Annotated in this window: 22 protein-coding genes; 14 read left to right on the top strand and 8 right to left on the bottom strand. The window is 74.6% G+C overall.

Features of this window, described 5'->3' with window-relative positions:
• Window positions 1-115 precede the first annotated feature (115 nt).
• Window positions 116-784, bottom strand: coding sequence for a LuxR C-terminal-related transcriptional regulator (locus ABTY56_RS11780; protein WP_350628438.1), 669 nt, complete (start codon window positions 782-784; stop codon window positions 116-118).
• Window positions 785-977: 193 nt separating this feature from the next.
• On the opposite strand from ABTY56_RS11780, the gene ABTY56_RS11775 reads away from it, so the two are divergent.
• Window positions 978-4,166, top strand: coding sequence for a bifunctional cytochrome P450/NADPH--P450 reductase (locus ABTY56_RS11775; protein WP_350628437.1), 3,189 nt, complete (start codon window positions 978-980; stop codon window positions 4,164-4,166).
• Between the two features lie 82 nt (window positions 4,167-4,248).
• Here the strand turns inward: ABTY56_RS11775 and ABTY56_RS11770 are convergent, their stop codons facing one another.
• The 3 genes from ABTY56_RS11770 to ABTY56_RS11760 all read right to left on the bottom strand — a co-directional run bounded on the left by ABTY56_RS11770 (window position 4,249) and on the right by ABTY56_RS11760 (window position 7,076).
• The gene (locus ABTY56_RS11770; RefSeq protein ID WP_350628436.1) at window positions 4,249-5,130 is read right to left on the bottom strand and encodes a S1 family peptidase; all 882 of its coding nucleotides are present in this window, start codon (window positions 5,128-5,130) and stop codon (window positions 4,249-4,251) included.
• Between the two features lie 571 nt (window positions 5,131-5,701).
• On the bottom strand, window positions 5,702-6,316 hold the full coding sequence (locus ABTY56_RS11765) for a GNAT family N-acetyltransferase (RefSeq protein ID WP_350628435.1): 615 nt from the start codon (window positions 6,314-6,316) through the stop codon (window positions 5,702-5,704).
• 25 nt (window positions 6,317-6,341) lie between these two features.
• Entirely contained in the window at window positions 6,342-7,076 is a 735-nt protein-coding gene (locus tag ABTY56_RS11760) for a hypothetical protein (RefSeq protein WP_350628434.1), read from the bottom strand.
• Between the two features lie 335 nt (window positions 7,077-7,411).
• Between ABTY56_RS11760 and ABTY56_RS11755 the strand changes: the two genes are divergently transcribed.
• The 8 genes from ABTY56_RS11755 (at window position 7,412) to ABTY56_RS11720 (ending at window position 18,097) form a co-directional block, all read left to right on the top strand.
• A complete protein-coding gene (locus ABTY56_RS11755) occupies window positions 7,412-7,855 on the top strand; it encodes an STAS domain-containing protein (RefSeq protein ID WP_350628433.1) in 444 nt (147 codons plus the stop codon).
• 11 nt (window positions 7,856-7,866) lie between these two features.
• Window positions 7,867-8,349: an ATP-binding protein gene (locus tag ABTY56_RS11750; RefSeq protein WP_350628432.1), complete on the top strand. Its 483-nt coding sequence runs from the start codon at window positions 7,867-7,869 to the stop codon at window positions 8,347-8,349.
• A 166-nt stretch (window positions 8,350-8,515) separates the two neighbouring features.
• Window positions 8,516-8,887 (top strand): STAS domain-containing protein, encoded by a 372-nt coding sequence (locus tag ABTY56_RS11745; RefSeq protein WP_350628431.1) that lies wholly within the window; start codon window positions 8,516-8,518, stop codon window positions 8,885-8,887.
• A gap of 177 nt (window positions 8,888-9,064) precedes the next feature.
• A complete protein-coding gene (locus ABTY56_RS11740; RefSeq protein ID WP_350628430.1) occupies window positions 9,065-13,219 on the top strand; it encodes a HAMP domain-containing hybrid sensor histidine kinase/response regulator in 4,155 nt (1,384 codons plus the stop codon).
• A gap of 48 nt (window positions 13,220-13,267) precedes the next feature.
• Entirely contained in the window at window positions 13,268-15,625 is a 2,358-nt protein-coding gene (locus tag ABTY56_RS11735) for a SpoIIE family protein phosphatase (protein ID WP_350628429.1), read from the top strand.
• A 111-nt stretch (window positions 15,626-15,736) separates the two neighbouring features.
• Entirely contained in the window at window positions 15,737-16,360 is a 624-nt protein-coding gene (locus ABTY56_RS11730) for a hypothetical protein (protein ID WP_350628428.1), read from the top strand.
• Window positions 16,361-16,399: 39 nt separating this feature from the next.
• Window positions 16,400-16,840, top strand: coding sequence for an ATP-binding protein (locus ABTY56_RS11725; protein WP_350628427.1), 441 nt, complete (start codon window positions 16,400-16,402; stop codon window positions 16,838-16,840).
• Between the two features lie 99 nt (window positions 16,841-16,939).
• Window positions 16,940-18,097: a baeRF2 domain-containing protein gene (locus tag ABTY56_RS11720; RefSeq protein ID WP_350628426.1), complete on the top strand. Its 1,158-nt coding sequence runs from the start codon at window positions 16,940-16,942 to the stop codon at window positions 18,095-18,097.
• A gap of 62 nt (window positions 18,098-18,159) precedes the next feature.
• Here ABTY56_RS11720 and tsaA read toward each other — a convergent pair whose 3' ends face one another.
• Window positions 18,160-18,606 carry a tRNA (N6-threonylcarbamoyladenosine(37)-N6)-methyltransferase TrmO gene (gene tsaA / locus ABTY56_RS11715; RefSeq protein ID WP_350628424.1) on the bottom strand — a complete coding sequence of 149 codons (447 nt, stop codon included), beginning with the start codon at window positions 18,604-18,606 and terminating at the stop codon, window positions 18,160-18,162.
• A 217-nt stretch (window positions 18,607-18,823) separates the two neighbouring features.
• Here tsaA and ABTY56_RS11710 point away from each other — a divergent pair, with 217 nt between their 5' ends.
• From ABTY56_RS11710 to ABTY56_RS11700, 3 genes are all read left to right on the top strand, one after another.
• Complete coding sequence (locus tag ABTY56_RS11710; RefSeq protein ID WP_350628423.1) at window positions 18,824-19,396, top strand: hypothetical protein; 573 nt, start codon at window positions 18,824-18,826, stop codon at window positions 19,394-19,396.
• A 273-nt stretch (window positions 19,397-19,669) separates the two neighbouring features.
• Window positions 19,670-20,380: a ribonuclease H family protein gene (locus tag ABTY56_RS11705; RefSeq protein WP_350628422.1), complete on the top strand. Its 711-nt coding sequence runs from the start codon at window positions 19,670-19,672 to the stop codon at window positions 20,378-20,380.
• A 130-nt stretch (window positions 20,381-20,510) separates the two neighbouring features.
• Window positions 20,511-20,726: a hypothetical protein gene (locus ABTY56_RS11700; protein ID WP_350628421.1), complete on the top strand. Its 216-nt coding sequence runs from the start codon at window positions 20,511-20,513 to the stop codon at window positions 20,724-20,726.
• 69 nt (window positions 20,727-20,795) lie between these two features.
• Here ABTY56_RS11700 and ABTY56_RS11695 read toward each other — a convergent pair whose 3' ends face one another.
• Window positions 20,796-22,055 (bottom strand): hypothetical protein, encoded by a 1,260-nt coding sequence (locus ABTY56_RS11695; RefSeq protein ID WP_350628420.1) that lies wholly within the window; start codon window positions 22,053-22,055, stop codon window positions 20,796-20,798.
• A gap of 411 nt (window positions 22,056-22,466) precedes the next feature.
• Between ABTY56_RS11695 and ABTY56_RS11690 the strand changes: the two genes are divergently transcribed.
• Window positions 22,467-23,171: a hypothetical protein gene (locus ABTY56_RS11690; protein ID WP_350628419.1), complete on the top strand. Its 705-nt coding sequence runs from the start codon at window positions 22,467-22,469 to the stop codon at window positions 23,169-23,171.
• Between the two features lie 106 nt (window positions 23,172-23,277).
• On the opposite strand, the gene ABTY56_RS11685 is transcribed toward ABTY56_RS11690, so the two are convergent.
• Window positions 23,278-23,850, bottom strand: coding sequence for a hypothetical protein (locus tag ABTY56_RS11685; protein WP_350628418.1), 573 nt, complete (start codon window positions 23,848-23,850; stop codon window positions 23,278-23,280).
• 144 nt (window positions 23,851-23,994) lie between these two features.
• Between ABTY56_RS11685 and ABTY56_RS11680 the strand changes: the two genes are divergently transcribed.
• On the top strand, window positions 23,995-25,266 hold the full coding sequence (locus tag ABTY56_RS11680; protein WP_350628417.1) for a YncE family protein: 1,272 nt from the start codon (window positions 23,995-23,997) through the stop codon (window positions 25,264-25,266).
• A gap of 97 nt (window positions 25,267-25,363) precedes the next feature.
• Here the strand turns inward: ABTY56_RS11680 and ABTY56_RS11675 are convergent, their stop codons facing one another.
• On the bottom strand, window positions 25,364-26,062 hold the full coding sequence (locus ABTY56_RS11675) for a hypothetical protein (RefSeq protein ID WP_350628416.1): 699 nt from the start codon (window positions 26,060-26,062) through the stop codon (window positions 25,364-25,366).
• Between the last annotated feature and the right edge of the window lie 312 nt (window positions 26,063-26,374).

The raw sequence follows: 26,374 nt of genomic DNA, 5'->3' as shown, positions 1-26,374 counted from the left end.
CCTGCTCGATTCGGCCCCGCCGGGGGAGGCTGCCCAGGAGCGGTCGGACCGAAGCGCCCCGTCACCCGGCCGAGTGGTTCCGAACAGCCGCCGGTGCAACGACTTTGACGCATCGTCAATCCGCTGCGGGCTCCGGCGGCCAGGTGTCGGCCGCCAGGACGCCGGTGGCGTAGGCGCGGGCGACCAGGGCGGTGCGGTTGGGCACCCGCCAGCGCCGGGAGAGCCGGGCGAGGTGGTAGTTGACGCCGTCCGGGCTGAGCCCGATCTCCCGGGCGATCTGCGCGGTGGTGGCGCCCCGGGCGGCCGCGGCGAGGATCCGGCCCTCGACCGGGCTGACCTCGGTGCGCGGGCCCGGCGGTGGCACCACCCGGGGAGCCTCGACGGTGCGCAGCGACAGCAGCAGGGCGGGGGTCTGCTCCGGGGTGTCGCCGACCAGGTCGACGGTCATCTCGCCGTGCCGCTCGCCACCGCGCGCCGGGGTCCAGGAGACCCGGGCCGGGTACTGTGAGCGCCGGTGCATCCGGACGGCCTCGGCGAGCGCCTGCAGGGTGTCGCTGTCCCGGAGGGTGAAGAACTCCAGGATCTTCCGGTTGCGGAACTGCCCCGGCAGCAGGCCGAACTCGGCGGCCATCGCGCGGTTGACGATCAGGGTCCGGCCGCCGAACTCGACCACCGCGATCGGCAGCGGCACGTGGTCCAGCAGGCGCAGCGCCCGGTTGCGCCAGATCACCGCCGCGTCCGGCCGGCTCCCCGGTGCCGGGCCGCAGCCCTCGGTCGATCGCATCTCCGGTTCCTCCCCGTGGCGTTCGCGCGCCTTCGTCCAGCCGGTGGCACACGCGTGGCAGAGCTGACGCTTCGTCGGCAAGTCCGCGGATGTCCCGGGTACTACACAATCATGTAGTGATCACGCCCGGGACTCCCTCCCGGTGGGCCCAGAGTGGGGGGAGCCGAAAACATCTGCTGCGGGAGGGACCACCATGACCGAGACCATCACCGAAGCACGGGCCGACACCCGGCCCGAGGCCGGGGTCGAACCCGCCGTCGGGCCCGGGGCCGTCCCCCTGGTGGACATCTCCTTCGCGCCGCCGGTCGCCGCCCCGATGCTGCGGATCATGGAGCTGGCCAGAGAGCACGGCCCGGCCTTCGTCCAGCGGCTGCACGGCCGGGACACCCTGGTGGTCACCGGGCTGGAGCTGGTCGAGGAGCTGGCCGACGAGACCCGCTTCACCAAGTCGATCGGCCCGGGCCTGGAGAACGTCCGCCGGTTCACCGGCGACGGCCTGTTCACCGCGTACAACGACGAGCCCAACTGGGCCCGGGCGCACGACATCCTGATGCCCGCCTTCGCCCTCGGCTCGATGCGCACCTACCACCCGGTGATGCTGCGGGTGGCCCGCCGGCTGATCGACTCCTGGGACGGCCGGGAGGCCGCCGCCCTGCCGGTCGACGTGCCCGGCGACATGACCCGGATGACGCTGGACACCATCGGGCTGGCCGGTTTCGGCTTCGACTTCGGCTCCTTCGACCGGGACGAGCCGCACCCGTTCGTGGACGCGATGGTGCGCTGCCTGGAGTGGGCGATGACCAGGCTCACCCGCGACCCGGAGCAGGACCACGGCGAGCGCGACGCCGCCTTCCGGGCCGACGCCGACTACCTGGCCGACGTCGTCGACGAGGTGATCGCCGCCCGCGCGGGCGAGGACGCGCAGGGCCCGGCCGAGGACCTGCTGGGCCTGATGCTCGGCGCGGTGCGCCCCTCGGACGGCTCCCGGCTGGACGCCGAGAACATCCGCAACCAGGTGATCACCTTCCTGATCGCCGGTCACGAGACCACCTCGGGCGCGCTCTCCTTCGCGATGTACTACCTGGTCAAGAACCCGGCCGTGCTGCGCGAGGTGCAGCGGGAGGTGGACGCGCTCTGGGGCGACCAGGCTGACCCGCAGCCGTCCTACGAGGACGTCGGACGGCTGCGGTACACCCGGCAGGTGCTCAACGAGGCGCTGCGGCTGTGGCCCACCGCGCCCGCCTTCAGCCGCGAGGCGCGCGAGGACACGCTGCTCGGCGGGCGGATCCCGCTGCGCGCCGGGGAGACGGTCTTCGTGTCGACCCCGATGCTGCACCGCGACCCGGTGTGGGGCGACAACCCCGAGCTGTTCGACCCGTCCCGGTTCGACGCCGAACCCGAGGCGGCCCGCTCCCCGCACGCCTTCAAGCCCTTCGGCACCGGCGAACGCGCCTGCATCGGGCGCCAGTTCGCGCTGCACGAGGCCACCATGCTGCTCGGCATGCTGGTCCACCGCTACCGGCTGATCGACCACGCCGACTACCGGCTGACCATCAAGCAGACGCTCACCATCAAGCCCGACGAGTTCACCCTCGGCCTCGCCCGGCGCACGCCCGTGCCCACGGCCGCCGTCGAGCCGGCGGTCGACCCGGCCGCGCGCACCGGAGCCGCCGCCGCGCGCCCCGGCCGGGTCCGCCAGGGCACCGGGCTGCTGCTCCTGCACGGCTCCAACTACGGCGCCTGCCGCGCGTTCAGCCGGCAGCTCGCGGAGGCCGCCGCCGACCTCGGCTGCGGCACCGCGATCGCCCCGCTGGACGCGTACGCGGACGGGCTGCCCACCGACCGTCCGGTGGTGATCACGGCCGCCTCGTACAACGGGCAGCCGACCGACGACGCGGAGGTGTTCGTCCGCCGCCTCCAGGAGGACGGCGCGGCCGACGGCGTGCAGTACGCGGTGCTCGGCATCGGCGACCGCACCTACGCCGCCACCTACCAGCGCATCCCCGCCCTGATCGACGACCGGCTCGCCGACCTCGGCGCGACCCGGCTGTTCGACCGCGCCGAGGCCGACGCCTCCGGCGACCTGTCCGGCACCGTGCGACAGTTCACCGAGGACCTGCGCGTCGCCCTGCTGGAGCGGTACGGGGACGCCGACGCCCCCGCCGCACCGCGCCCGGAGGCCGCGTACACGGTGACCGAGGTGGCGGGCGGACCGCTGGCCGCGCTGGCCGCCCGGCACGACATGACCGAGCTGACCGTCACCGCCGTCGACAGCCTGACCGATCCCGGCCACCCCCGGGTCAAGCGGCTGGTCCGCCTCGCCCTGCCCGAGGGCACCGGCTACCGGACCGCCGACCACCTCACAGTGCTCCCGGCCAACGACCCGGCCCTGGTCGAGCGCGCCGCGAAGCTGTTCGGCGCCGATCCGCGGACGGTGCTCAACATCGTCGCCCACCGGCGCACCGGCCTGACCGTCGACCGCCCGCTGACGGTGCGCGAACTGCTCACCCAGCACGTCGAGTTGCAGGACCGGCCGAGCGCCGGGCAGCGTGCCGCCCTGGCCACGCTCAACCCCTGCCCGCCCGAGCAGGGCGCGCTGCGGGCCGTGCCCGAGGACGACCCGCGCACCCTCCTGGACCTGATCGAGGACCACCCGGCCCTCCAGGGCAGCCTGACCTGGCCGGTGCTGCTGGAACTGCTGCCGCCCATCCGGCCCCGGCACTACTCGATCTCCTCCTCGCCGACCGGCCGCCCGGACGAGGTGGACCTGATGGTCTCCGTGCTCAGCGCGCCGGCCCGCTCCGGGCGGGGCACCTTCCGGGGCACCGGCTCCGGCCACCTCGCCCGGGCGGCGGTCGGCGACACCGTGCTCGCCCGGGTCCGGCCCTGCCGGGAGGCGTTCCGGATCGGCCACCGCGCCCCGGTGATCATGATCGCGGCCGGCACCGGCCTGGCGCCCTTCCGCGGCGCCGTCGCCGACCGCCGTGCGCTGCTCGCCGACGGAGCCGAACTCGCCCCCGCGCTGCTGTACTTCGGCTGCGACGACGAGGCGGCGGACTACCTGCACCGGGCGGAGCTGGAGGCGGCCGAGCAGGTCGGCGCGGTCTCGATGCGGCCCGCCTTCAGCGAGCGGCCGCAGGACGGGCGGCGCTTCGTGCAGGACCGCCTCGCGGCGGAGGCCGCCGAGGTCTGGCAGCTGCTCGCGGCGGGCGCCGAGGTGTACGTCTGCGGCGACGGCGCGCGGATGGCGCCGGGCGTCCGGGCGGCGTTCCGGGAGCTGTACCGGGAGCGGACGCCGGGCGCCGACGAGCAGCGGGCGCAGGACTGGCTGCAGGGGCTGATCGAGGCCGGGCGGTACGTCGAGGACGTGTACGCGGGCTGAGTGCGCCCCTCCCCGGGACGGCCGTCGGCCCGCTGCGCGAGGCGGCGGGCCGACGGCCGGGCCCGGAGGGCCGGGGTGGGGGTCAGTACACGTGCACCCCGTACGCGGTCAGCGCCGCGTTCACCGGCTGGAAGAAGGTCGTCCCGCCCACGGTGCAGTTGCCGCTGCCGCCGGAGGTGAGGCCGAGCGCCTTGGTGCCGTCGAAGAGCGGGCCGCCCGAGTCGCCGGGCTCGGCGCAGACGTTGGTCTGGATCAGGCCGCGCACCGTGCTGCCGTCGCTGTAGCGCACGGTGGCGTTGAGCCCGGTGACCCTGCCGCTGTGGGTGCCGGTGGTCGAGCCGGTGCGCTTGACCGCCTCGCCGAGGAGCGCGTTCGGCGCGGAGGTGAAGCCGCCGGGGTGGCTCAGCGCGGAGTTGTCGTAGCGGACCAGCGCGTAGTCGTGGCCGGGGAAGACCGAGTTGACGGTCGGTCCGATCAGCGTGCTGTGCGAGGCGTTGGTGTACCACTGCGAGGCGACGTTCCCGCAGTGCCCGGCGGTGAGGAAGTAGTAGGTGCTGCCGCTCGCCACGTTGAAGCCGAGCGAGCAGCGGTACTGGCCGCCGTAGATGGCGTCGCCGGCGGCGACCAGCGGCCGGAGGGTGCCGGGGACGCGGCGGATGGTGAGGACGGCCGCGTCGCCGCCGGCGGCCTGCGTGATCCGGTTGAGCGCTTCCGTGGACACGGTGCTGTCGGCGGTCACCACGACGCGTCCGGCGGCCTCGTCGACGTACCACGCGGTGCCGTTGACCTGGGCGTTCAGGACGGCGTCGCTGATGGCGGCGAGCTGTTGGGGTTCGGGGGTGGGGGCGGCCGCTGCGCTCGGCACGGCGACCGCGGTGGCGGTCAGCAGGCCGAGGGCGACGGCGAGCAGGCGGGTGCGGCGTCGAGTGGTGCCGGGGCGGGGGGTCCCGCGCTTGGTCCTCACCGATCTCCTCCTGGGAGTGGGGCCCCTCCGGGGTCCGGGGGCCGTGAGGCGCGGTCAGACGGTGGGCGGGCTCCGGCGTGCTGTCCGGAAGCACGACGGATGATCTGCCCCTGACAGGCGCTGACCGGAAGTATCAGGAAACGGACAGTTCGGTACAAGCTTCCTGACCGGGTGTCGGCGGAGCCGTGCGCGGGCGGCCGAGCCTGCGCACGGCCGTTCGGAGGTCCGGGCCGGGCGGGCCGGGTGCGGGCGCGCGCCTCGGACCCCCGGCTCCCGCGGTGTCCGCCGCCGCGTTTTCCGGCGCCCTGACCGATCGTCGAACCGGCGCCGCGCGGGCCGATCCGGAGAAAGTGTTATCGGCGCGGCCCGCTGCGGTCTCCCAGGTACGGGAACGGACGCACGAAGCCGCGGGTGAGGGTCCGCGGCGGGGTTGCGGAGTTCGACAAGGGGCGCTCCGCGCGGAGGCGTGGCCTCCGCCGCGTCCGTTCCCGGTGCGCCGCCGGATCGTCCCGTCCGGCCGGGCGCGCCCGGCGGTCCGCCCGTTCCTCCCTGCGACGGCGGACCGCCGGGGTCACCGCCGGGCGTCGTCCGCAGCGGCCCGTGGACGGGAGAGCCGCCACACCTGCTCCTCGCCGCTCTCGGCCGGAGCGATCGCCTCGCAGGCGCGGCGCAGCCGGACGGTGAAGCCGAGGCGGGCCGGGACGGCGCCGCTGGCGCGGTTCGCCGGGTCGTGCACGATGTCGACGTGCGCCACCCCGGGGAGGTGGAAGGCCTGCTCCACCAGGGCCGCGGTGGCCCGGGTGGCCAGGCCGCGCCCGGTGGCGGCGGGGTGGAGCCAGTAGCCGATCTCGCGGACGTCGGCCGGGGAGTCGTCACGCCGGTACAGCCCGCAGGCGCCGACGATGGCGCCGTCCAGCACGACCGCGTAGGCGAAGTCGGTGCCGCTCGCCCAGCGCTCCGCCCGCTCGGCCAGGTACTCGGCGGTCCTGGCGCGGCTGTGCTCGGCGACCCACGGCATCCACGGCCGCAGGTGTTCCAACGAGTCCTCGATGACGGCGGCGTACTCGTCCAGGTCGGCGTCGCCGGCGAACCGGCGCAGCGTCAGCCCGCCGAGCTCGATGACCTGCTGCGGGGCCTCCGGGGGCGCCGGCTCGGCCAGGGGCTCCAGGGGTTCCATGGGTTCCATGGAGCGAGGATGGTCCGTGCCCGGCTCATCGGGCAACCGGATTCGGCGGCTGCGGGGGCTGCGGGGGCTGCGGGGGCTGCGGAGGCCACGGTGGGCGGCGGGTGGTGCGGGTGCGGGCGAGCCGGAGCGCGGCGCCGAGACCGGCCGCCGCGCCGGCGATGACGACCAGGGTGGCGTCGAGGAAGCCCACCACCTCCAGGTCGGCGTGGCCGCTGGTGGCGGCGTAAGTGAACGCGGGCTCGACCAGGCCGCCCGGGTCCTCGGTGACGCTGACGTGTTCGCCTGCGGTGTCCCCGGCGCCGCAGTCCACCGAGCCGCCGCGCCCCTGGGCGTCCTCGTAGCGCACGGCGCAGCGGTACGTGGTGGTCTTGCCGTGGATGACCCGCACCCCGGTGACCGTGCCCGGGTGGGCGACGCCGCGCATCCCCAGCACGGTGGCCTGCGCGGTGTTCATGCTCAGCAGCGGTACGCCGATCAGCGGGGCGAGCACCAGCGCCATCGCCGCGATCCGCAGCGGACCGGACCGGCAGAGGCTGAACAGGGCGTGGAGCAGGCCGACCAGCGCGGTGATGACCAGCACCAATGAGGGCACCAGTAGCCACGGGCCGAAGGCGCCGAGCGCCCCGCCGAGCGGCAGCAGGACGGCGGCGGCCGGGATCCACAGCGCCGTCAGCAGCGGGCGGCGCGGCCAGGGCGGGTCGTCCTTGCCCCGGGCACGCCGGCCGCGGTGGCCGGTGGACGGGGTCTCGCGTGGCGTCATGGGGAGAGATCCTGCCAGGCCGCCCGGGAGGCGGTGAATCCTCCTCAGGTTCCTTCCCCGGCTTCCACTCCGATTCGGGTCGGGACGGGCCGCGCCGGTCGACCTCCCAGCCGCAGCGGACTCCGACATCCTTGACGTCCGCGAGTCCGGGTGCCGTGATTGCCCCGCCCGGGGCGGGGCAGACGCCAGGTGTGGACGACCGACGGACGACGCCGCCCGCCGCCGCGATGCCGTGGCGGCCCGGGCCGGGCACGGCGGTGCGCGCGGCGCGCTACGGTGCGCGCGATGATGGTCATGACGGTGCCACGCCGTTCCGAACGGATCGGGAGCGAGCCATGCCACGGCCATCCGAGGAGCCCTGCGAGCCCAGCGGGGACCACGAATCCGGCGATCTGCGCGTCGAGGTGCTGGACCGGGGCCCGGTGCGGATCGTCACCCTCGCGGGGGAACTCGACCACGACACGGCGGACGGGCTGCGCGCCGCGCTCGCCCGGCCGTCGGTGCCCGGCGTCGAGCGGATCGTGGTCGACCTCGCGGACCTGCGCTTCTGTGACTCGACCGGGCTGAACATCCTGCTCCGGGCGCGCCTGGACGCGGAGGCGGCCGGGCACCTGCTGGAGCTGGCCGGCCCGAACGCTGTCGTGGCGCGGATCTTCGCGATCACCGGCGCCGACACCGTGCTGCGGATCCACCCCGACGTCGCCACGGCGATCGGGGCCCCCGGGCCCGGTTCCACCGGCCCGGCCCCGTCCGGACCCGCTCCGTCCGGACCGGCCTGAGGGGGCCGGCCGTGGACCGCCCCGGCATCGGTGGGCCGCCCGGCCCGGAGCAGACCAGGCGGCTGACGCTCGCGGGCAGCGCCGGCGCGGTGCAGCGCAGCCGCGAGTTCAGCCGGCAGGCGCTGCTGTCCTGGCACTGGCTGCCGACCGTCGACGAGGAGCGGCTGCTGGCCGTGGAGGACGTGCTGCTGATGGTCTCCGAGCTGGTCACCAACGCCTGTCTGCACGCGCCCGGCGGCCCGCGCGAGCTGCGGCTGCGGTGGGACGGCGCCCGGCTGAGGGTCGAGGTCGCGGACGCCAGCCCGGTACCGCCGAGACTGCGTCCGTACGCCGACCCGGGGCGGCCCGGCGGTCACGGCCTGCGGGTGGTGGACCGGCTCTCCCGGGCGTGGGGCTCGCAGCCCGAGGAGGGCGGGAAGCTGGTCTGGCTCGAGGTGCCGGCCCCGCCGGTCGGCTCCCGGGTCGACGGCCGCGCCCGAGGCCGCACGAACTGACCGCCGCCGCCCGGCCTGCCCTTTCCACGCTCGCGATTTTCCTCCCCCGGGGGCGTTTCCGGCCGCCCGTACGGGACAGTCGTGCTGTCGGAGGCACCGGAGGGTGCGAGGAGCACCGGGCTCGCGTCGGCGCACGGCCCGGACGGAACGAGAGGAGCCCACGGCCATGACACAGCGCCCGCAGACGTCCGCGGAGCCGACGGTCGAGCGGGCCGGGGGGCTCACCGTCGAAGCCCGGCCGTGGGCCCTGGGCACCGTGCTCGCCCTGTACGGCGAGCTGGACCTCGACTCGGCCGTCGGCCTGCGGGCCGCCGTCGACCGGGCCTGTGCCGGGCGGGCCGGCGTGCTCGTGATCGACTGCGCGGGGCTGGAGTTCTGCGACTCCACCGGGCTCAACGCCCTGCTCCAGGCGAGGGCCCGGGCCGCCGTCGCGGGCAGCCGGACCGAACTGGCCCGGCCCCGGCCGCTGATCCTGCGCATGCTCGAACTCACCGGGGCCACCGACGCCTTCCCCATCCGCGGGAGCGTGCCGGGCTGACACCAGGGTCGCGGCGCACCCGACCGCCGCCGCCGGGCCCGCGGTGGCACAGTGGGAGCAGGGCGGCGGACCGGCTGCCCGCGGATTCCGGGTGCCCGGACGGCGCACCCCGCCGCGCGAGTGGCGAATCCGTGTGTGGTGGATCCGCGTGAGTGGTGAATCCGGACGGTGGGACGGATGGACGAGCACCCCGTACCCGGCGGCGCCGCGGCCGACTCGGCCGAGCAGGCGCTGCGCGGGCTGCTCGCCGGGCTGACGGCCGTCCGCGACGGGGACTTCCGCACCCGGCTCACCCCGGGCCGGCCGGGGGTTCTCGGCGAGATCGCCGAGGTCTTCAACGGGATGGCCGACCAGTTGGCCCGGGTGACCTCCGAGGTCACCAGGGTGGCCCGGGAGGTCGGCACCGACGGCCGGCTCGGCGGCCAGGCGCAGGTGCCGGACGCGACCGGGACCTGGCTGGAGCTGACCGACGCGGTCAACGCGATGGCGGGCAACCTGACCTGGCAGGTGCGCAACATCGCCCAGGTGACCACGGCGGTGGCCCGTGGCGACCTCACCCAGAAGATCGAGGTGGACGCGCGCGGCGAGATCCTGGAGCTGAAGAACACCGTCAACACCATGGTGGACACGCTGTCCTCGTTCGCCGCCGAGGTGACCAGGGTGGCCCGGGAGGTCGGCACCGAGGGCCGGCTCGGCGGCCAGGCGCAGGTGCCGGGCGTCGCCGGGACGTGGCGCGACCTGACCGACTCGGTGAACGCGATGGCGGGCAACCTGACCTGGCAGGTGCGCAACATCGCCCAGGTCGCGACGGCCGTGGCCGAGGGCGACCTCACGCAGAAGATCTCGGTCGCCGCGCGCGGCGAGATCCTCGAACTCAAGACGACCATCAACACGATGGTCGACCAGCTGTCCTCGTTCGCGGACGAGGTGACCAGGGTGGCCCGGGAGGTCGGCACCGAGGGCCGGCTCGGCGGCCAGGCGGACGTCCGGGACGTCTCCGGCACGTGGAAGGCGCTCACCGAGTCCGTCAACGTCATGGCCGACAACCTCACCGCCCAGGTCCGCGCCATCGCCTCGGTCACCACCGCCGTCGCCGAGGGTGACCTCACCCAGAAGATCCGGGTCGACGCGCGCGGGGAGATCCTGGACCTGAAGGAGACCATCAACACGATGGTCGACCAGCTGTCCTCGTTCGCCGACGAGGTCACCCGGGTCGCCCGGGAGGTCGGCACCGCCGGGAACCTGGGCGGCCAGGCCACCGTGCGGGGCGTCTCCGGCACCTGGAAGGACCTCACCGACAACGTCAACGTGATGGCCTCCAACCTGACCGGCCAGGTCCGCTCGATGTCCGAGGTGGCGACCGCCGTGGCGCGCGGCGACCTGTCCAGGAAGATCACCGTCGAGTCCAAGGGTGAGGTCGCGGCGCTCGCCGACGCGATCAACACCATGGTCGACACCCTGTCCGTGTTCGCCGACGAGGTCACCCGGGTCGCCCGGGAGGTCGGCACCGAGGGCATCCTGGGCGGCCAGGCCCGGCTGCCCAACGTCGCCGGGACGTGGAAGGACCTCACCGACAACGTCAACTTCATGGCGCACAACCTGACCAGCCAGGTGCGCAACATCGCCTCGGTCACCACCGCCGTCGCCGAGGGCGACCTCACCCGCAAGATCGACGTCGACGCGCGCGGCGAGATCCTGGAGCTGAAGAACACCGTCAACACCATGGTCGACCAGCTGTCCGACTTCGCCGCCGAGGTGACCAGGGTGGCCCGCGAGGTCGGCAGCGAGGGCCGACTCGGCGGCCAGGCCCGGGTGGAGGGCGTCTCCGGCACCTGGAAACGGCTCACCGAGAACGTCAACGAACTGGCCGGGAACCTGACCCGGCAGGTCCGGGCCATCGCCGAGGTCACCGGCGCCGTCGCGTCCGGCGACCTCACCCGCTCGATCAGCGTGGACGCCTCCGGCGAGGTCGCCGACCTCAAGGACAACATCAACGCCATGGTCGGATCGCTGCGCGAGACCACCCTCGCCAACCAGGAACAGGACTGGCTTAAGACCAACCTGGCCCGCTTCTCCGCGGCCATCCAGGCCCGCCGGGACATCCGCTCCGTCGCCGGGATGATCACCGACGAGCTGACCCCGCTGGTCGGCGCCCAGTACGGCGCGTTCTTCCTCGCCGACGAGGGCGCGGCCGGCCCCGAACTGGTCCTCATCAGCGCCTACGGACGCCCGGCCGGGGACGAACTGCGGCTGCGGATGGGGGAGTCCCTGGTCGGCCAGGCCGCCCGGAGCCGACGCACCGTCACGCTGGACGACCTGCCGCCCGGCTACGCCACCGTCGCCTCGGGCACCGGCGCCGGCGACACCCGCTCGGTGGTCGTGCTGCCGATCGCGCTGGAGGAATGGCTGATCGGCGTCATGGAGTTCGCCTCCGTCCACCCCTTCACCCAGGTCCACCGGGACTTCCTGGACCAGTTCGCCGAGGCCTGCGGCGTCAACATCGGCACCCTGCTCGCCAACGCCCGTACCGACGAGCTGCTCGGCGAGTCCCAGCGGCTCACCGCCGAACTCCAGTCCCAGTCCGAGGAGTTGCAGGGCGGTCAGGAAGAACTGCGGCGCTCCAACGCCGAGTTGGAGGAGAAGGCTGACCTGCTGGCCCAGCGTAACCGGGACATCGAGGCGAAGAACCTGGAGATCGAGCAGGCCCGGCAGGAACTGGAGGAACGCGCCCGGGAGTTGACCCGGGCTTCGCTGTACAAGTCCGAGTTCCTGGCCAACATGAGCCACGAGCTGCGCACCCCGCTCAACAGCCTGCTCATCCTCGCCCAGCTGCTCGCCGAGAATGCGGGCGGCAACCTCACCAGCAAACAGGTCGAGTACGCGGGCGTGATCCACTCGGCCGGCACCGACCTGCTCCAGCTCATCAACGACATCCTCGACCTGTCCAAGGTGGAGGCCGGGAAGATGGAGCTGACGCCCGAACCCTTCGCGGTGCGCGAACTGCTGGAGTACGTCGAGTCCGGCTTCCGGCCGCTGGCCGACCAGAAGGGCCTCGGCTTCGAGCTGACCGTCGACCGGTCCGTACCGGAGCGGGTCGTCACCGACCAGGCCCGGCTGCGCCAGGTGCTGCGCAACCTGCTCTCCAACGCCGTCAAGTTCACCGACGACGGCCGGGTCGAACTGCGGATCGAACGCGTCGGGGGCACGGACCTGCCGCCCGAACTCGGCCGGGCCAGGGAGGCGGTGGCCTTCCACGTCGAGGACACCGGGATCGGCATCGACCCCGCCCACCTCGACACCATCTTCGGTGCCTTCCAGCAGGCCGACGGCTCCACCGCGCGGCGCTACGGCGGCACCGGCCTCGGGCTGTCCATCAGCCGGGAACTCGCCCGGCTGCTCGGCGGCACCATCACCGTCCGGTCCGACGCGGGGCAGGGCAGCCGCTTCACCCTCTACCTGCCGCTCGGCGAACCCGCGCGGCGGCCGGGCGACGAACCGCGGACCGCGCCGCACGTCCTGGTGGTCGAGCCGGACCCGCCGGCCCTGCTCTCCCAGCTCGCCCGCTCCGCCGCGGCCGAACCGGGCGGGCCGGCGCAGCAGGCACGGGTGGACGGGGCCGGGGACGAGACGGCGCTGCGGGCCGCCCTCGCGGACGGGCCGTACCGGTGCGTCCTGCTCGACCTCGCCCGCTCCGGCGACCTCGCGCCGGCCCTCGCCGCCACCGTGGCGGCGGGCACGCCCGTGCTCGGGTACGGCGGCGACGGCGACCCGCCGCCGGGAGTGGAACGCGCCGCGGGGCTGGACGACCTCCGCGGGCGGGTGATCCGGCTGCTCGGGCCCGGCGGAGACAGGGGCGGCGAGGCCGGACCCGAGGCCGGGCCCGCATCGGCACCCGCGCCCGTGCCCGCATCGGCACCCGCATCCGTGCCCGCACCCGGGCCCGAGGGCGACCCGCTCGCCGGGCGGACCGTCCTGATCGTCGACGACGACATCCGCAACGTCTTCGCGCTCACCGCCGCCCTGGAACAGCACGGGCTGATCGTCCGGCACGCCGACGACGGCCGCGCCGGGCTCGACCTGCTGCGCGCCCACCCCGAGACCGACCTCGTCCTGATGGACGTCATGATGCCCGGCCTGGACGGCTACGCCGCCATCGGGGCGATCCGCGCCGACGCCCGCTTCGACCGGCTGCCCGTCGTCACCGTCACGGCCAAGGCGATGCCCGGCGACCGGGACCGCAGCCTCGCGGCGGGCGCCGACGACCACGTCACCAAGCCGGTGGACACCGCCCGGCTGCTCGACCGGATGCGGGCCTGGCTGGACGCGTCATGACCACGAGCCGACCGGGCGCGTCATGACCACGAGCCGACCGGACCCGTCATGACCGCCGCGCCGGAGCCCACGGACCTCGCCGCCCGGGCCCTGGCCGAGGCCGTCCGGCGGCTGCAGGGGACCGCCGTGCGCACCCACGCCGAGGCGCGGACCAGGGCCGCCGTCGACCTCGCCACCGGCATCCTGGCCGAGCGGCTCGGCCTGCCGATCGCCGACGCCGCCGTGCACCTCGCCCGGTTGGCCCGGGACGCGGGAGTGCCGGTCGTCGCGCTGGCGGCGGACATCGCGGGACTGCCGGAGCCCGACGCGGAGGAGTTCGGCGCCCTCGAAGCGGAGCCCCCCGACACCGGTGCCCCGGCCGCCGGCCTGCCCGGCACCCGCCCGTCCGGCGGCCGCCTGCCCGACACCGGCCTGCCCGACACCGGGCCGCCCGTCGCGCCCGGGCTCGCCGCGACGGCCGACCTGCAGCGCGCCGTCGAGGCCGTGCTGGACCAGACCGGCGCGGCCCTCGGCGCCCGCGCCGTGGCCGTCTGGCTGCGGGTGCCCGGCGGCGCGCTCGCCCTCGCCGCGCACGCCGGGCTGTCCGCCGACGAGGCGGCCGGCTGGGACCGGGTGCCGCCCGGCGTGCTCACCCCGGCGCAGCGGGTCGTCGGCGACGGGGCGGAGCTGTGGCCGGGCGAGCCGGGCACCCACGCGCCCTCGGTGGGCACCGGTTCCGCCCGCGCCGTCCTCCCGCTGCTCGACCGGGGCCGCCGCCGGGGCGCCCTGGAGTTGGTGTGGTCCGGCCCGGCCCCGGACCTCGGCCGGCCCGAGCGCCGCCGGCTGTGCGCACTCGCCGACCTCTGCGCGACCCTGCTCGGCCCGCCCCGCGCGCCCGTGGCGCCGGAGGAGACCGCCGCGCTCCTGGAGGCGCTGCTCACCCCGGCCGTACTGCTGGAGCCCGTCGTCCGGGACGGCCGGGCCGTCGACTTCACCATCCGGCGGGTCAACGCCCGGTTCCGCGACCCGCTCGGCCGCGCCCGGGAGGCGCTGGAGGGCGCCTCGCTGCTGGAGACCTACCCGGTCGCCGGCGCGGCGGGCCTGTTCGAACGCCTGGTCCGCGCCCACGAGACGGGATCTCCACAGTCGGCCGAACAGGTCCGGCTCGCCTTCCGGGACATCGGGTCCGCCACCCCCGGGGCCGTCCCCACCGCGGTCCTGCTCGCGGTCGTCCCGCTCGGTGAGCGGCTCCTGGTGTGCTGGCAGCTGGACGACGAATGGGCCGCGGAGGACGAGCGCACCGCCCTGCTGCGCCAAGCCCAGCGGCTCGCCCGGGTGGCCGGATTCGAGGAACGGCCGGGCGGCGGCCGAATCCGCTGGAGCGAGGGGCTGCACGAGCTCTACGGGCTGCCGCCGGACGCGGAACCCGTGCCGCTGGCCCGGCTCGCGCGGCACGCTCACCCGGACGACGGGCCCGCGATCCGGCGCCTGCTGGACACCGTCCGGCACCGCCACCGCACCGCCTCGGCGGTCGTCCGCCTCGACCGGCCGGACGGCACCCACCGCTTCACCCGGGTGATCGCCGAGCCCGTCCTGGACGACCTCGGGCAGCTGACCGCGATCCGCGGCGCCTACCACGACGTCTCCGCCCAGCACTGGACGGAGGTCGCGCTCGGCGCCACCCGGGAGCGGCTCGCCGACAGCGAGCAGGAGTCCGCCGAACGCGAGCAACTGGCGCTCCGGCTCCAGCAGGCCATCCTGCCCGCCGCGCCACCCCCGCTGGGCGTCACCGGGGTGCACGCCGCCGTCCGCTACCGCCCCGCCGCCCAGCGCGACCGGGTCGGCGGCGACTGGTACGACGTGCTGCCGCTGCCCGACAAGCGGGTGCTGCTCGCCGTCGGCGACGTCGCCGGGCACGGCGTCGGGGCGGCCACCGGGATGGTCGCGCTGCGCCACGCCCTGCGCGGCCTCGCGGTGACCGGCGCCGGCCCGGGCCGGCTGCTGGAGTGGGCCAACACCGTCGCCCTGCGCGAACCCGGGCAGGTCACCGCGACCGCCGTCTGCGTGCTGCTCGACCCGGACGGCGGCGAACTGCACTGGGCCCGGGCCGGCCACCTGCCGCCGATCCGGCTCGGCGCGGCCGGCGCCGAGGTGCTGCCGCTGCCGCACGGGGTGCTGCTCGGCGCGCTGGACGACGCGGAGTACGAGGAGATCACCGCCCGGCTCGACCCAGGGGACGTCCTGCTGCTCTACACCGACGGGCTGGTCGAGCGTCGGGACCGGCCGGTCGAGGAGTCCGTCGAGCAGCTGATCCGCGCGGCCGGCGCCCCCGGCCCGGACCTGGAGCAGTACCTGGACCGGCTGCTCGAACTCAGCCCCGCAGACACCGACGACGACACCTGCCTGATCGCCGTCCAGACCCAGTAGCGGGGACCGCCCGGGACGACGGGACCGGGTCGCGGGCCGTTACGGACCGCGCGACCCGGGTAGGCGCGACCCGTCGGGGGACGGGAACGGCACGGAAGGGACGGATCCCCCATGGTGCTGCTGGGACTTCTTCTGATGGCGGCGTCCGGCGCGTTCGTCGGGCTGCTGATCGCGGACAACCTCTCCGGCGGGCCCGAGTACCAGGTGACGGTCCTGGGCAACGACCTCGTGAGGATGAACAGCCTGGGCGTCTTCCTCGCCGGCGTGGCCCTCGCGCTGATCTTCTGCCTCGGCCTCGCCCTGATGTGGTCGTCCCGGCGGCGGACCGTGCGCCCGGTCGCCGTGGCGCCGCCGACGCGGTCGGGGCGGCACCGGGCGGGCTACCGGGAGGCCGAACCCGTCGAGCCGGTACGGCGGTCCGCACCGGCGGAACGCGCCGCGCCGGGCTACGACACAGCCGCGCACGACACACCTGCCAGTGACACACGTGCCTACGACACACCCGCCGATGACGCACCCGTCCATGACGCACCCGTCCATGACACACCCGCCCGCGACATATCCGCCGCCCACGACGGCAGGGCCGACGGCGATCCGGACTCCACCGCGTCGGTCACCGCCGCTCCGGGCTCCGACGAGGCGCTCGCGCCGCCGGAGGAACGGGCCGCCGAACAAGGCGGCCGGGAGGAGCCGGCGCGACCGGGAGGCCGGATACGGCACCTGTTCGGATCCTGAGCACCGTCCGTCCCACCGGTACGGAGGAGGACTGATCGCATGTCGGGGGTACAGGCGCCGTCCGTCCTCCGGGCCGCGCAGGCGGTGCGCCTGCCGCTCGCGGGCCGGCCCGGAGCCGCGGCCGAGGCACGCGCCGTCACCGCCCGGTTCCTGGCCGACGTGGCCGACCGGGAGCTGGTCCGCGACGCCGTGCTGCTGGTCTCGGAACTGGTCGGCAACGCGCAGCGCCACACCGCGGGCCCCGGCGCGCTGCTGCTCGTCCGGGGCGACGGAGTGCTGCGGATCGAGGTCAGCGACCCGAGCCGCCGCCCGCCGGTGCCCCGGACGCCGTACACCGACAACGGATCGGGCGGCCTCGGACTGCACCTGGTGGCCCGGCTCAGCCGACGCTGGGGGTGGCGGCCACTCGGACCGGGCAAGACGGTCTGGTGCGAGCTACGGGTGCCGCCGTACCGGTGTCCGACGACCGTGGCCGGGTAGGTGCCCGAATGAGCCGCCACGTCACGGCCACCGCGACTCCCTCTCCGCCGGCCGGCACACCCTCGGGGGCAAGCAAGCCCATCGACCACGGGAGGCACCATGGACCTCGCGTTCCTCACCCCGCTGCTCGACCGACCAGGCCCCTGGGCCACCGTCTACCTCGACACCGACCGCGCCACCGAGGACGCCGCCCGGCGCCGCTCGCTGATCGACCGCGCCGCCGTGCACCGGCTGGCCGACGCCGGCACCGACGAGCGCACCTGCGCGGCCGTCCGCGACCACCTGGCCGCCGAGCCCGCCTCGGGCTCCCCGCCCGGGCGGGCACTGTTCGCGGCGGACGGCGAAGTGGCGCTGGACGTCCCGCTCGCCGCCTCCCCGCCCGACGTCACCGCGTGGTGGGCCCCGCTCCCGCACACCGGCCCGCTGGTCGGCCTGCTGGACGACGCCGTACCCGCCTGCCTGGTCGCCGCCGTCGACCGCACCGGTGCCGCGCTGGAACGCTACCGACTCGGCCGCGCCGCGCCGGCCGGCACGGTCGAGGTCCCGCAGTGGCAGGGCCGGGGGCACCGCGCCCCGCCCGCCGACCGCTACGAGTGGCACTACCGGCACCGGGTCGAGGACACCTGGGAAAGCACCGCCGGCATCATCGCCGACCACCTCGCCCACGCCTGGCCGCAGAGCGGCGCCCACCTGCTCGTCCTCACCGGCGACATCCGCGAACGCCGGGCCGTGGCCGACCGGCTGCCCGCGCAGCTGCGGCCCCTGACCGTCGAGCTGGACGGCGGCGGCCCGGCCGACGGGAGCGCCCGCGAGTCCTTCGACCGGCGCCTCGCCGAAGCCTGGAACGACCACCGCGCCCGGCACCTGGCCGAGGTGCTGGACACCTTCCGCACCGCCCTCGGCCGCCCCGGCGAGCACCGCACCGACGGCGCCGGCACCGAGACCGCGCCCGGACCGGCCGCCCAGGGCATCCCCGCGGTGGTCAGCGCGGCCCGGCAGCACCAGCTCGCCGCGCTGCTCCTCCAGTCGAGCGGTCACGACCCGGAATGCCCGGTGTGGACCGGCCCCGAGCCCGAGCACATCGGCGTCCACCGCGCCGACCTGCGCGGCATGGGCGTGGCCCACCCGGCACAGGCCCCCGCCGCCGACGCCCTGCTGCGCGCCGCCGCGGCCTGCGACGCCGAGGCCCTGCTCGTCCCGGACACCCTCCCCGGCCCGCCCGGCGGCCTCGGCGCGGTCCTGCGCTGGCCAGCCTGACGACCGTCCCACCTGACGACCGTCCGGGTGGCTGACGGTCGGCCCGGCCAGGCCTCGGCCCGCTACCGCTCGGAGCTGCCCGGCAGGACCGGCTTCACGTCCAGCACCGGGGTGCCGTCGATCGCCTCCAGGTCACTGACCCGCAGGCGCGGGCCCTCCACGGCCAGGACGGTGACCCGGTGCAGCCCGATCGGGTTCGGCCGGTCCGGCGAGCGGGTGGCGAACACCCCGGTCTCCGGCCGGTCACGCTCCCCGCGCGGGTGCACCGCCAGCACCTCCCGGTCGGCCCGGTCCAGCCAGGTCAGCAACAGCACGTCCTGCCCGACCGCCAGGTCCCGCAGCCCCCGCTCCACCGACGCGTCGAACACCACCCACGCGTCCGGCCCGCCCTCGTCCCCCTGCCGGGGCGCCTGCGCCCGCTCCACCAACGGCGACTCCACCCGCCCGATCGCCCGCACCTCGAAGCACCGCTCCCGCTCGCCCGGCCCCTCGGAACCCCGACCAGTCATCGCGCCCTCCGCACACCCGACACTCCGTCAGCAGGCACCGTACCGGGCCTGATCCACCACACGCCCGATCGCCCCGCCGCCCCCGACCGAGCCCGCCCCCGAGCCGCTTCCGGAGCACGGGAGTCGCCCGTCCCCGGGCCGGGCGGTGCCGTGGGGGAGACTCGCTGCACCAGGCGGGCCGGCGGGCCCGGCCGAGTGCGGAGGGCAGGGGTGCGGGATGGCGGGCGGCGAGGTGTCGGTCGAGGAGGTCCGGGAGCGGCTGGAGGCGGGGGAGTCGCCGGGTACGGTCTGCGGCGAACTCGCCGTGGGGAGGGCCCGTTGGTGGGAGGCGGCCCTGGTCGTCGGGCGGGCGCTGGGGCTCCCGGAAGCGGAGCTGGCCCGACGGGTGAGCAGCGATCCGGATTCGGCGCAGGCCGAACTCCGGCCGGGGGAGGAGGAATTCTACGGCGACCTCCTTGCGGCGATCGGCGTGTTCGACGTCCCCAAGCAGCTCGACGAGCGTGAGCAGGTCGTCATGGAGCACCTGCGGGCCGCCCTGGGGGCGATGGGCGGCATCGGCGGCGGCCACTACGTCGGACTGGCGCGTCGTTTGGTGCGCGGCGAGTCGGCGAGCGCCTTCCTCACGCTCGTACGCTTCGGCCCCCGGGCCGGTCGTGGTCGGCCGCAGGAGTTCTGGGCGGCGCTGCTGGCCGCCGGGGACCTCCTCGATCCGGCGGACGGCGACGAGCGCGGCACGGTCGCGGAGGCGCTCGTCAGCTGCCGCTCCCGGCTGTCGGAGTTCCCCCGCTGAGCCCGGTCAGCGCGGACCCGGGTCCCCGTCGTCGTCCGGCGCCGCCCTGCTCCACATGCGGGCGATCCTGCTGCGCCGGGCGGGTGGGGCGTCGATCGGGCAACTTGACCTGCCCCACCCTCGCCATACCCCAACCAACGAGGGCGCTAAGACAAAGTCACCGGCATTGGGCCTAGCGGGGCTCGGCGGGGCCGGCCGGTTCGGCCGACGGGCGGCAGCGATGGCCTGCCGGCGGCTTTGGCTCCCGGCCGTCCGACCAGGCATGATCGGGGCATGGTCGAACGGTTCATTGCAGCGTGTGACGGAGCAGCCAAGGGCAACCCCGGCCCGGCGGGCTGGGCGTACGTGGTGGCGGACGCCGCCGGGGCGCCCCAGCGCTGGGAGTCCGGGGCGCTCGGGCACAGCACCAACAACGTGGGCGAGCTGACGGCGTTGCAGCGGCTGCTGGCGGCGACCGACCCGGCCGTGCCGCTGGAGGTGCGGCTGGACAGCACCTACACCCGCGACTCGGTGACCAAGTGGCTGAAGGGCTGGAAGCGCAACGGCTGGAAGACGGCGGCCGGCAAGCCGGTCGCCAACCAGGAGCTGATCCAGGCGATCGACGCGCTGCTGGAGGGCCGGGACGTCACCTTCGTGTACGTTCCGGCCCACCAGGTGGACGGCGACCCGCTGAACGCCATCGCCGACAAGGCCGCCAGCGACGCCGCCCGCACCCAGCAGGACGCCTCCGGCACCGCCGCCGACCTGCCCGAGCCCGACCCGGCCGCCGCCTCGAAGCCCCGCACCGCCCGCGGCACCGGCACGGGCACCCGCTCCGGCGGGACCGGCACCGCCGCGAAGCGGACCTCCTCGGGCACCTCCCGCACCCTGGCCGCCCGCTACCCGGGGACGTGCCCGTGCAGCCGCCCGTACGCCAAGGGAGACAAGATCACCAAGGTGGGCAGCAGCTGGGGCCACCCGGAGTGCGTCGCCGCCCACGCCTGAACACCGCACACGTGGGTGCCGCCCACGCCTGAGCCCCTCCGGCGCCTGAGCACCGCGCATGCCTGAGCACCTGGGCCGCCTCGCTCGTACTACCCCATGAGCGGCCCGAGTGGCCCGAGCGGAACGGGAGGTGAGTGCGGTGATCGTCTCGGAGACGACGGAGTTCCATGTCGGGGACCAGGTGTGGGTCTACCGCGAGTCGTCCTACGCCGCGGTCGAGAGCGCCGTCGTCGTGGCGGCCCCGGCGGACGGCAGCCTGCGGCTGGAGTTCGCCGACGGCCACCGCAGCCATCTGCGCTCCGGCCGGGTCGAGGTGCCGGCCGGGTGCCCCGCCCGAGTGCCGTAGGGCCGGTACCGAAACACGACCGGCCGACCGCGGGTGCGGTCGGCCGGTCGTGGCGGAGTCGGGCAGGGGTCAGCCTTCCTGCGTGATCCCCTTGATGTCCTCGAAGCTCATCCCGATCGAGTTGAACGCGCGGGCCTGCGTCTCCGGGACGCCGAGCTTGGCGAGCTCCTTGAGCTGGGCGTCGGTCAGCGGCGCCACGGCGGTGGCCGGGCCGTTCTCGGGGTCGAGGCCGGCACCGGGGCCGCCGCCGGGGCCACCGGCGGCGAGGCCGAGCACCGCCTTCATCAGGTCCTCGGTGGTCATCTTGACCGCGTCGCCCGGGGCCTGGACGTTCGGCGCCGCCTTGTCGAAGGCCAGCTTCACCGGGAAGTTGACGCCCGGCTCGATCTTGTCCGCCAGCTGGGCGAGGTCGAAGGTGGCCGAGGAGAAGGCGCCGTCCTTCAGGTAGAGGTCGACACCGACCTTGCGGTCCGGCACGTCGCTCGGGGCCTGGCTCGGGAACTTCTTGAACTGCTGCGGGAACTTGTCCGCGACCGGCTTGACGGCCTTGAACATCTCGTCCACCAGCTGGCGGGCCGGGGCGCTCATCCAGATGTGCTCGGTGCCGTCCTTGCTGCCCTTGTCCTCGTACGTGACGGTGCGGCTGAGCACGTCCTTGAGCGAGTTGACGAGCTGCTTGGCGGCCTCCGGGTCGGCGGTGGGCGCGCCGTTCGGGGCGGCCTTCTTGCCGTCGTTCTTCTTCGCCTGGTCGGCGAGCTCCTGGAGGTCGAGCGCGATCCACTTGCCGGCCAGCACCTCCTTGACCGGGCCCATGTCCGGCGGCAGGTCCTTGCTGACGGCGTCCACCTGGGACGGGTCCTCGCCGACGAGCTTCACCAGGCCCTTGGCGTCGACGTGCAGGTACCCCTTGGCGTCGACCTGGCGGTACTCCAGCAGCGAGGTGCCGTTACGGTCGGAGAGCACGTAGGAGATGCGCACCGACTTGTCGAGCGTCAGGTCGCTGTTCGCGGCGGAGCCCTTGGCGTTCTTGAACGCCTCGATCTCCTTGAGCGGCTTGTCCGCGGAGACCGCGACGGCGAGGGAGAGCCCGGACATCGCCTTGGCGCTCTTCTCGTCCATCTCGCCGTCGGCGCCCTTCTCCCCGGTGGCCTTGGCGAAGGCGACGATCTGCTCGGGGGTGGCGTCGATGGAGAGCTTGAAGCCGGCCGACTTGCCGTCACCGACCTTGTTGAAGGCCTTCGACACCTTCTGGGCGGCGGAGAGCTGCTCGACGGTGCCGCAGGCGGTGAGACCGGTGGCGAGGACGGAAGCGGTGATGGCGACGGGCATCGCACCGCGGGCGGCCTTGCGGATGGCGGTGTTGATGGTGCAACTCCTGTGTGACTGGGCCCGATCGGACGACCGGGCCTTCCCTCCCCTGTGGTGTGAAGCGCCACAGCGCATACACATCTGATCACATTATCAGCAAGCCGTCACACCATTATTTGGCGCAGGCTTTAACCGATGTGGCCGGAAACATCCATGATGGCCGGATCTGCCCCCTGCCCGCCGGTGCTTCGCGCGGCACCGCGCCGGCCTGCCGAAAGCCGTCGAGACCTGTCGAGGCTCGCCGCGGCATGCCGAATGATGGCAAAACCTTTGCCGAGAAGGGGTGTTCGGGCCCTCAGTACCCCCTGTTAGCCTCAGCCGATTTCCCGCCGCACAGGTCGGCGGACAGACGGGGTATGAGGTACCGAAAGCATGGCAATACGCCGGGCGAAGCAGAAGGCCCAGGTCATCGAGAAGCTCTCGCAGGTGGCACCGCCGGGGGAGACCTTCATCGCGTGCGTGCACGTGGAGACCGGGCCCAGCCCGTGGCTCAACGCGGTCTTCGACGAGGTGCCGCTGCTCGGCCTGATCGTCGCACTGACCCGTCGGTTCTACTTCCTGACGCTCACCAACAGCTCGATCGTGGTCAACGCGGCCAGCCGCTGGACCAACCGCCCCGGGGACGTCGTCGCGGTCTTCCCGCGGCACGCCTTCCCGGTCAGCCGGGTCAAGCGGGCCTCGATCTGGAGCTCGATGTACGTGCAGCTGCCCACCGGCGGCAAGCCGACCCGGCTGAACATCCACCGCTACTGGCGGGCCGAGCTGGACCAGCTCAGCACGGCCTTCCCGCCCGGGTCGATCGACCCGTCCTCGCAGCCGTTCGAACTCGCGCCGCAGGGCATGCCGTACCCGGGGGCGCAGGGCCAGCCGTTCCCGCAGCAGCAGGCCCACCCGGCGCCAGCCGCGCAGCCGTACCCGCCGCAGCAGCCGTACCCGGCCCCGCAGGGCCAGCCGTACCCGCCCCAGCAGCCCTACCCGGCCCCGCCGGCGCAGCCGTACCCGCCGCAGCAGGGTCAGCCCTACCCGCCGCAGCCGCCCTACGGCGGCGGCCAGCCGGGCTACCCCGCGCAGCGGTGACCCCGCCCCCGGCGGGCTGAACACGCCCCGGCCCCGGTTCCCGTGCGGGAACCGGGGCCGGGGCGTTCCCGGTGATCGTGACGGCCGCGGTGGGGTCTGCGGTTGCCTACGACTGCTGCAGCGCGACGATGACGAAGACGACGACGATGATGACGAGCGCGAGGACGACACCCGCCACGGTGGGCGTCACGCGGTCCCGGAACTGCTTCGGCGGCTTCACCCGCTGGGTGGGGTGGGTGCTGTACTCCCACCAGTTCACCAGCCGCTGGAAGTTCGCCTGGAAGTCGGCGGCCGGGTAGATCCGGCTGGTCTGCAGGCCCGGCAGCGAGCGGCGGCGCCCGTCGGTCATGAAGATCCGCGCCGCGTACGACACCGAGCCGTTGCCCTTGGTCTCCCGCACGTCGACCCACCGGATCTCGTGCCACGGGTAGGTGCGGCCGCGCCCGAGGCCCCAGCAGACGGTGACGCCGTCGGCGCCGACCCGGCTCCAGGAGCGCCAGCTCAGGACGAAGGTCGGGACGCAGAACGCCAGGGTGAGGAGGACCATCCAGAACGTGCCCGTGGCGCCGAGATGCGACCCGCCGACGACCAACTGGGCCACGAGGACGAGGAGAAGCGGGAGGAGATTCGACCACGAGGGCCGGAACAGGTCTTTCCCCCGGAAGATCAGTTCGTTCACCCGGCGCACACTACGCCTGGGCCTCCGGGCCGGAACAGGGGGGTGCGAGTGTCTTGCCAGGCGGCCGGTCCCTCCCTACCGTCGAAGGGCGCAAGCTGACAGACCGTCTCACAAGACGTCGTGCCACCCGGTGAAGGAGCGACGATGCCACGGACAGGTCCCCGGCGCCGGCTCGGCGTCCGATCCCTCTGCACTCTCGCGGCCGCCCTCGGCCTGCTCGTCCCGGCTGCCGCCACCAGCAGCAGTGCCGCGCCCGGCGCGGCGCCGGCCCTGCGGGAGGTGATGTTCGTCGGCAACAACTGGGAGGGCACCGCCGACGTGATCGAGTCCTCCGGCGCCTTCGGCAAGGTCGGACGGATCGACGTCATCCCCGACAAGGACCAGCGGCTCGCCGAGATCTACCTCGACCCGGTGAAGCTCGCCTTCTTCCTCGGCGTCCGGCTCGGCCCCGGCGAGGGCCACGACCAGTTCGTCGACGACATGTACAGCACGCCGGACGGCACCGCCGTGGTCGTCTCCCGGCCCAGCTTCGCCGACGTCGTCTCCCTCGACCTCGCCACCGGACGGATCAAGTGGCGCTTCCCGGTGGCGGGTTACCGCGCCGACCACATGGCCCTCTCGCCGGACGGCACCCGGGTGGCGGTCTCCGCCTCCACCGCGAACACCGTCCACGTCCTGGACGTCCGCACCGGCACCGAGCTCGGCTCGTTCCACACCGGGGACAAGCCGCACGAGAACATCTTCACCGACGGTGGCCGGCAGCTGTGGAACATGTCCATCGGCAACGTCGAAACCGCCCTGGACGCACCGTGGCTGGACTGGACGAAGGGCGATCGGCACATCACCGTCGTCGACGCGGCCACCCTGGCCCCGATCCGGGTGATCGACATGCGCAAACGCCTCGACGACGCCGGGCTCGGCGGGTTGTCCAACGCCGTCCGGCCCGCCGTCTTCTCCCCGGACGGCTCCAAGCTCTACTTCCAGGTGTCGTTCTTCAACGGCTTCGTCGAGTACGACGTGGCCGCCGACCGGATCACCCGGGTGAAGACCCTGCCGGCCGCTCCGGCAGCCGGTACGGACCGCACCACCTGGCCCAACGACTCCCGCCACCACGGCCTGTCGATGAGCCCGTCGGGCGACCGGCTCTGCGTCGCCGGCACGGTGGACGACTACGCGACGGTGGTCGACCGCGCCACCCTCCAGGAGGGCCCGCTGGTGCCCGCGTCCAAGCCGTACTGGGCGACCGTGAGCGGCGACGGGAAGTCCTGCCTGATCTCGGAGAGCGGCGCGGACCGGGTCACCGCGATCGACTTCGCGACCGGGCTCAAGACCGCCTCGGTCGCGGTCGGCCGGCACCCGCAGCGGGTCCGGCTCGGCCACGTGCCCACCGGCTGGACCGGCCCCACGCCGCCCTGATCCTGCGGGTCCGGGTGTTCGGCACCCTGCCCGGCGGCCGCGGGGACGGCCTCGCCTGCGGCCGGCCGTCCCCGACTGCCGTCCCCGCCTGCCGCTCCTACCTGCGGCCCTTCCGGGCCGGGGTCGGCTCCCGGAGGGTGCGGCGGGCCGCGACCAGGGTGAGCAGGCCCCACAGGGCGGCGGCCGCGGCGGTGACGTAGACGCCGCTGCCGCGGAAGGAGAGGTCGTCGTCCAGTGGGGCCGGCGGGGCCCAACCCTCCGGGTCGACCAGCACGTTCATGGTGCTGCCGACATCGGACCTGCCCGAGCAGCCGAAGCCGCCGACCTGGCCGTGCGGCAGCGGCTGCCCGTCGGTCCGGCGGATGTCGCAGGTCCAGCTGACCTTCCCGCTCCGGTCCTTCGCGCTGTGGGCGCCGGTGACCACCACCTCGGTCTCCACCGCGCGGTGGGACAGGATCTGGGCGCGGATGCTCGCCGTCGGAAGCACCATCAGCAGCACACCGGCCAGGACGGCCGGCCAGATCACCCAGCCGCTGGGCCGGACGAACCCCAGGCCGATGATGCCCGCCGAGAGCACCAGGAACGCCGGGATCGTGCAGAGGACCTGGTAGTCCGGGTCGGTGGCGATCGCCAGCAGACCGACCATCAGCACGGGGGTGAGCAGCCCGACCAGCCACGCAGTCCGGCGGACCGCCCGTGGCGACAACTGCGGTGCCGGGCGCCTGCGGACCCGCTTCGGGGGCGGGACGACCCCGTCGGCGAGCGGTCTCTTCTGCTTCTTCTTCTTTCCCGCCATGGAGCCCCCGTTCGGTGGTGCCTGTTCCGTGCCGGCACAGGGCCGGTGCCGCTGCCCGCCACAGCGCCGGTACCTGCTACAGCGCCGGTGCCGGTGCCCGCCGCAGCGCCGACCCCGTGCCTGCGCCAGTGTGACCGCACCCCGCGGAGCCCGGAAGGGCGGGGGCCGGATCGCCGCGCCCGGTGCCCCGGGCAGGCCGTTCACGCGGGAGTTACCGGCGAGTTCACCCAAAGCTCGTCCGAAGTCTTGCGGTCCGTGCCGACAGACAAGTTGGATGCACAACATCCCGCGACCCGACGGGTCCACGACACG

Source organism: Kitasatospora sp. NPDC097691, assembly GCF_040302665.1.
Taxonomy (GTDB): Bacteria; Actinomycetota; Actinomycetes; order Streptomycetales; family Streptomycetaceae; genus Kitasatospora.
This window is presented reverse-complemented; position numbering and strand designations above follow the sequence as displayed.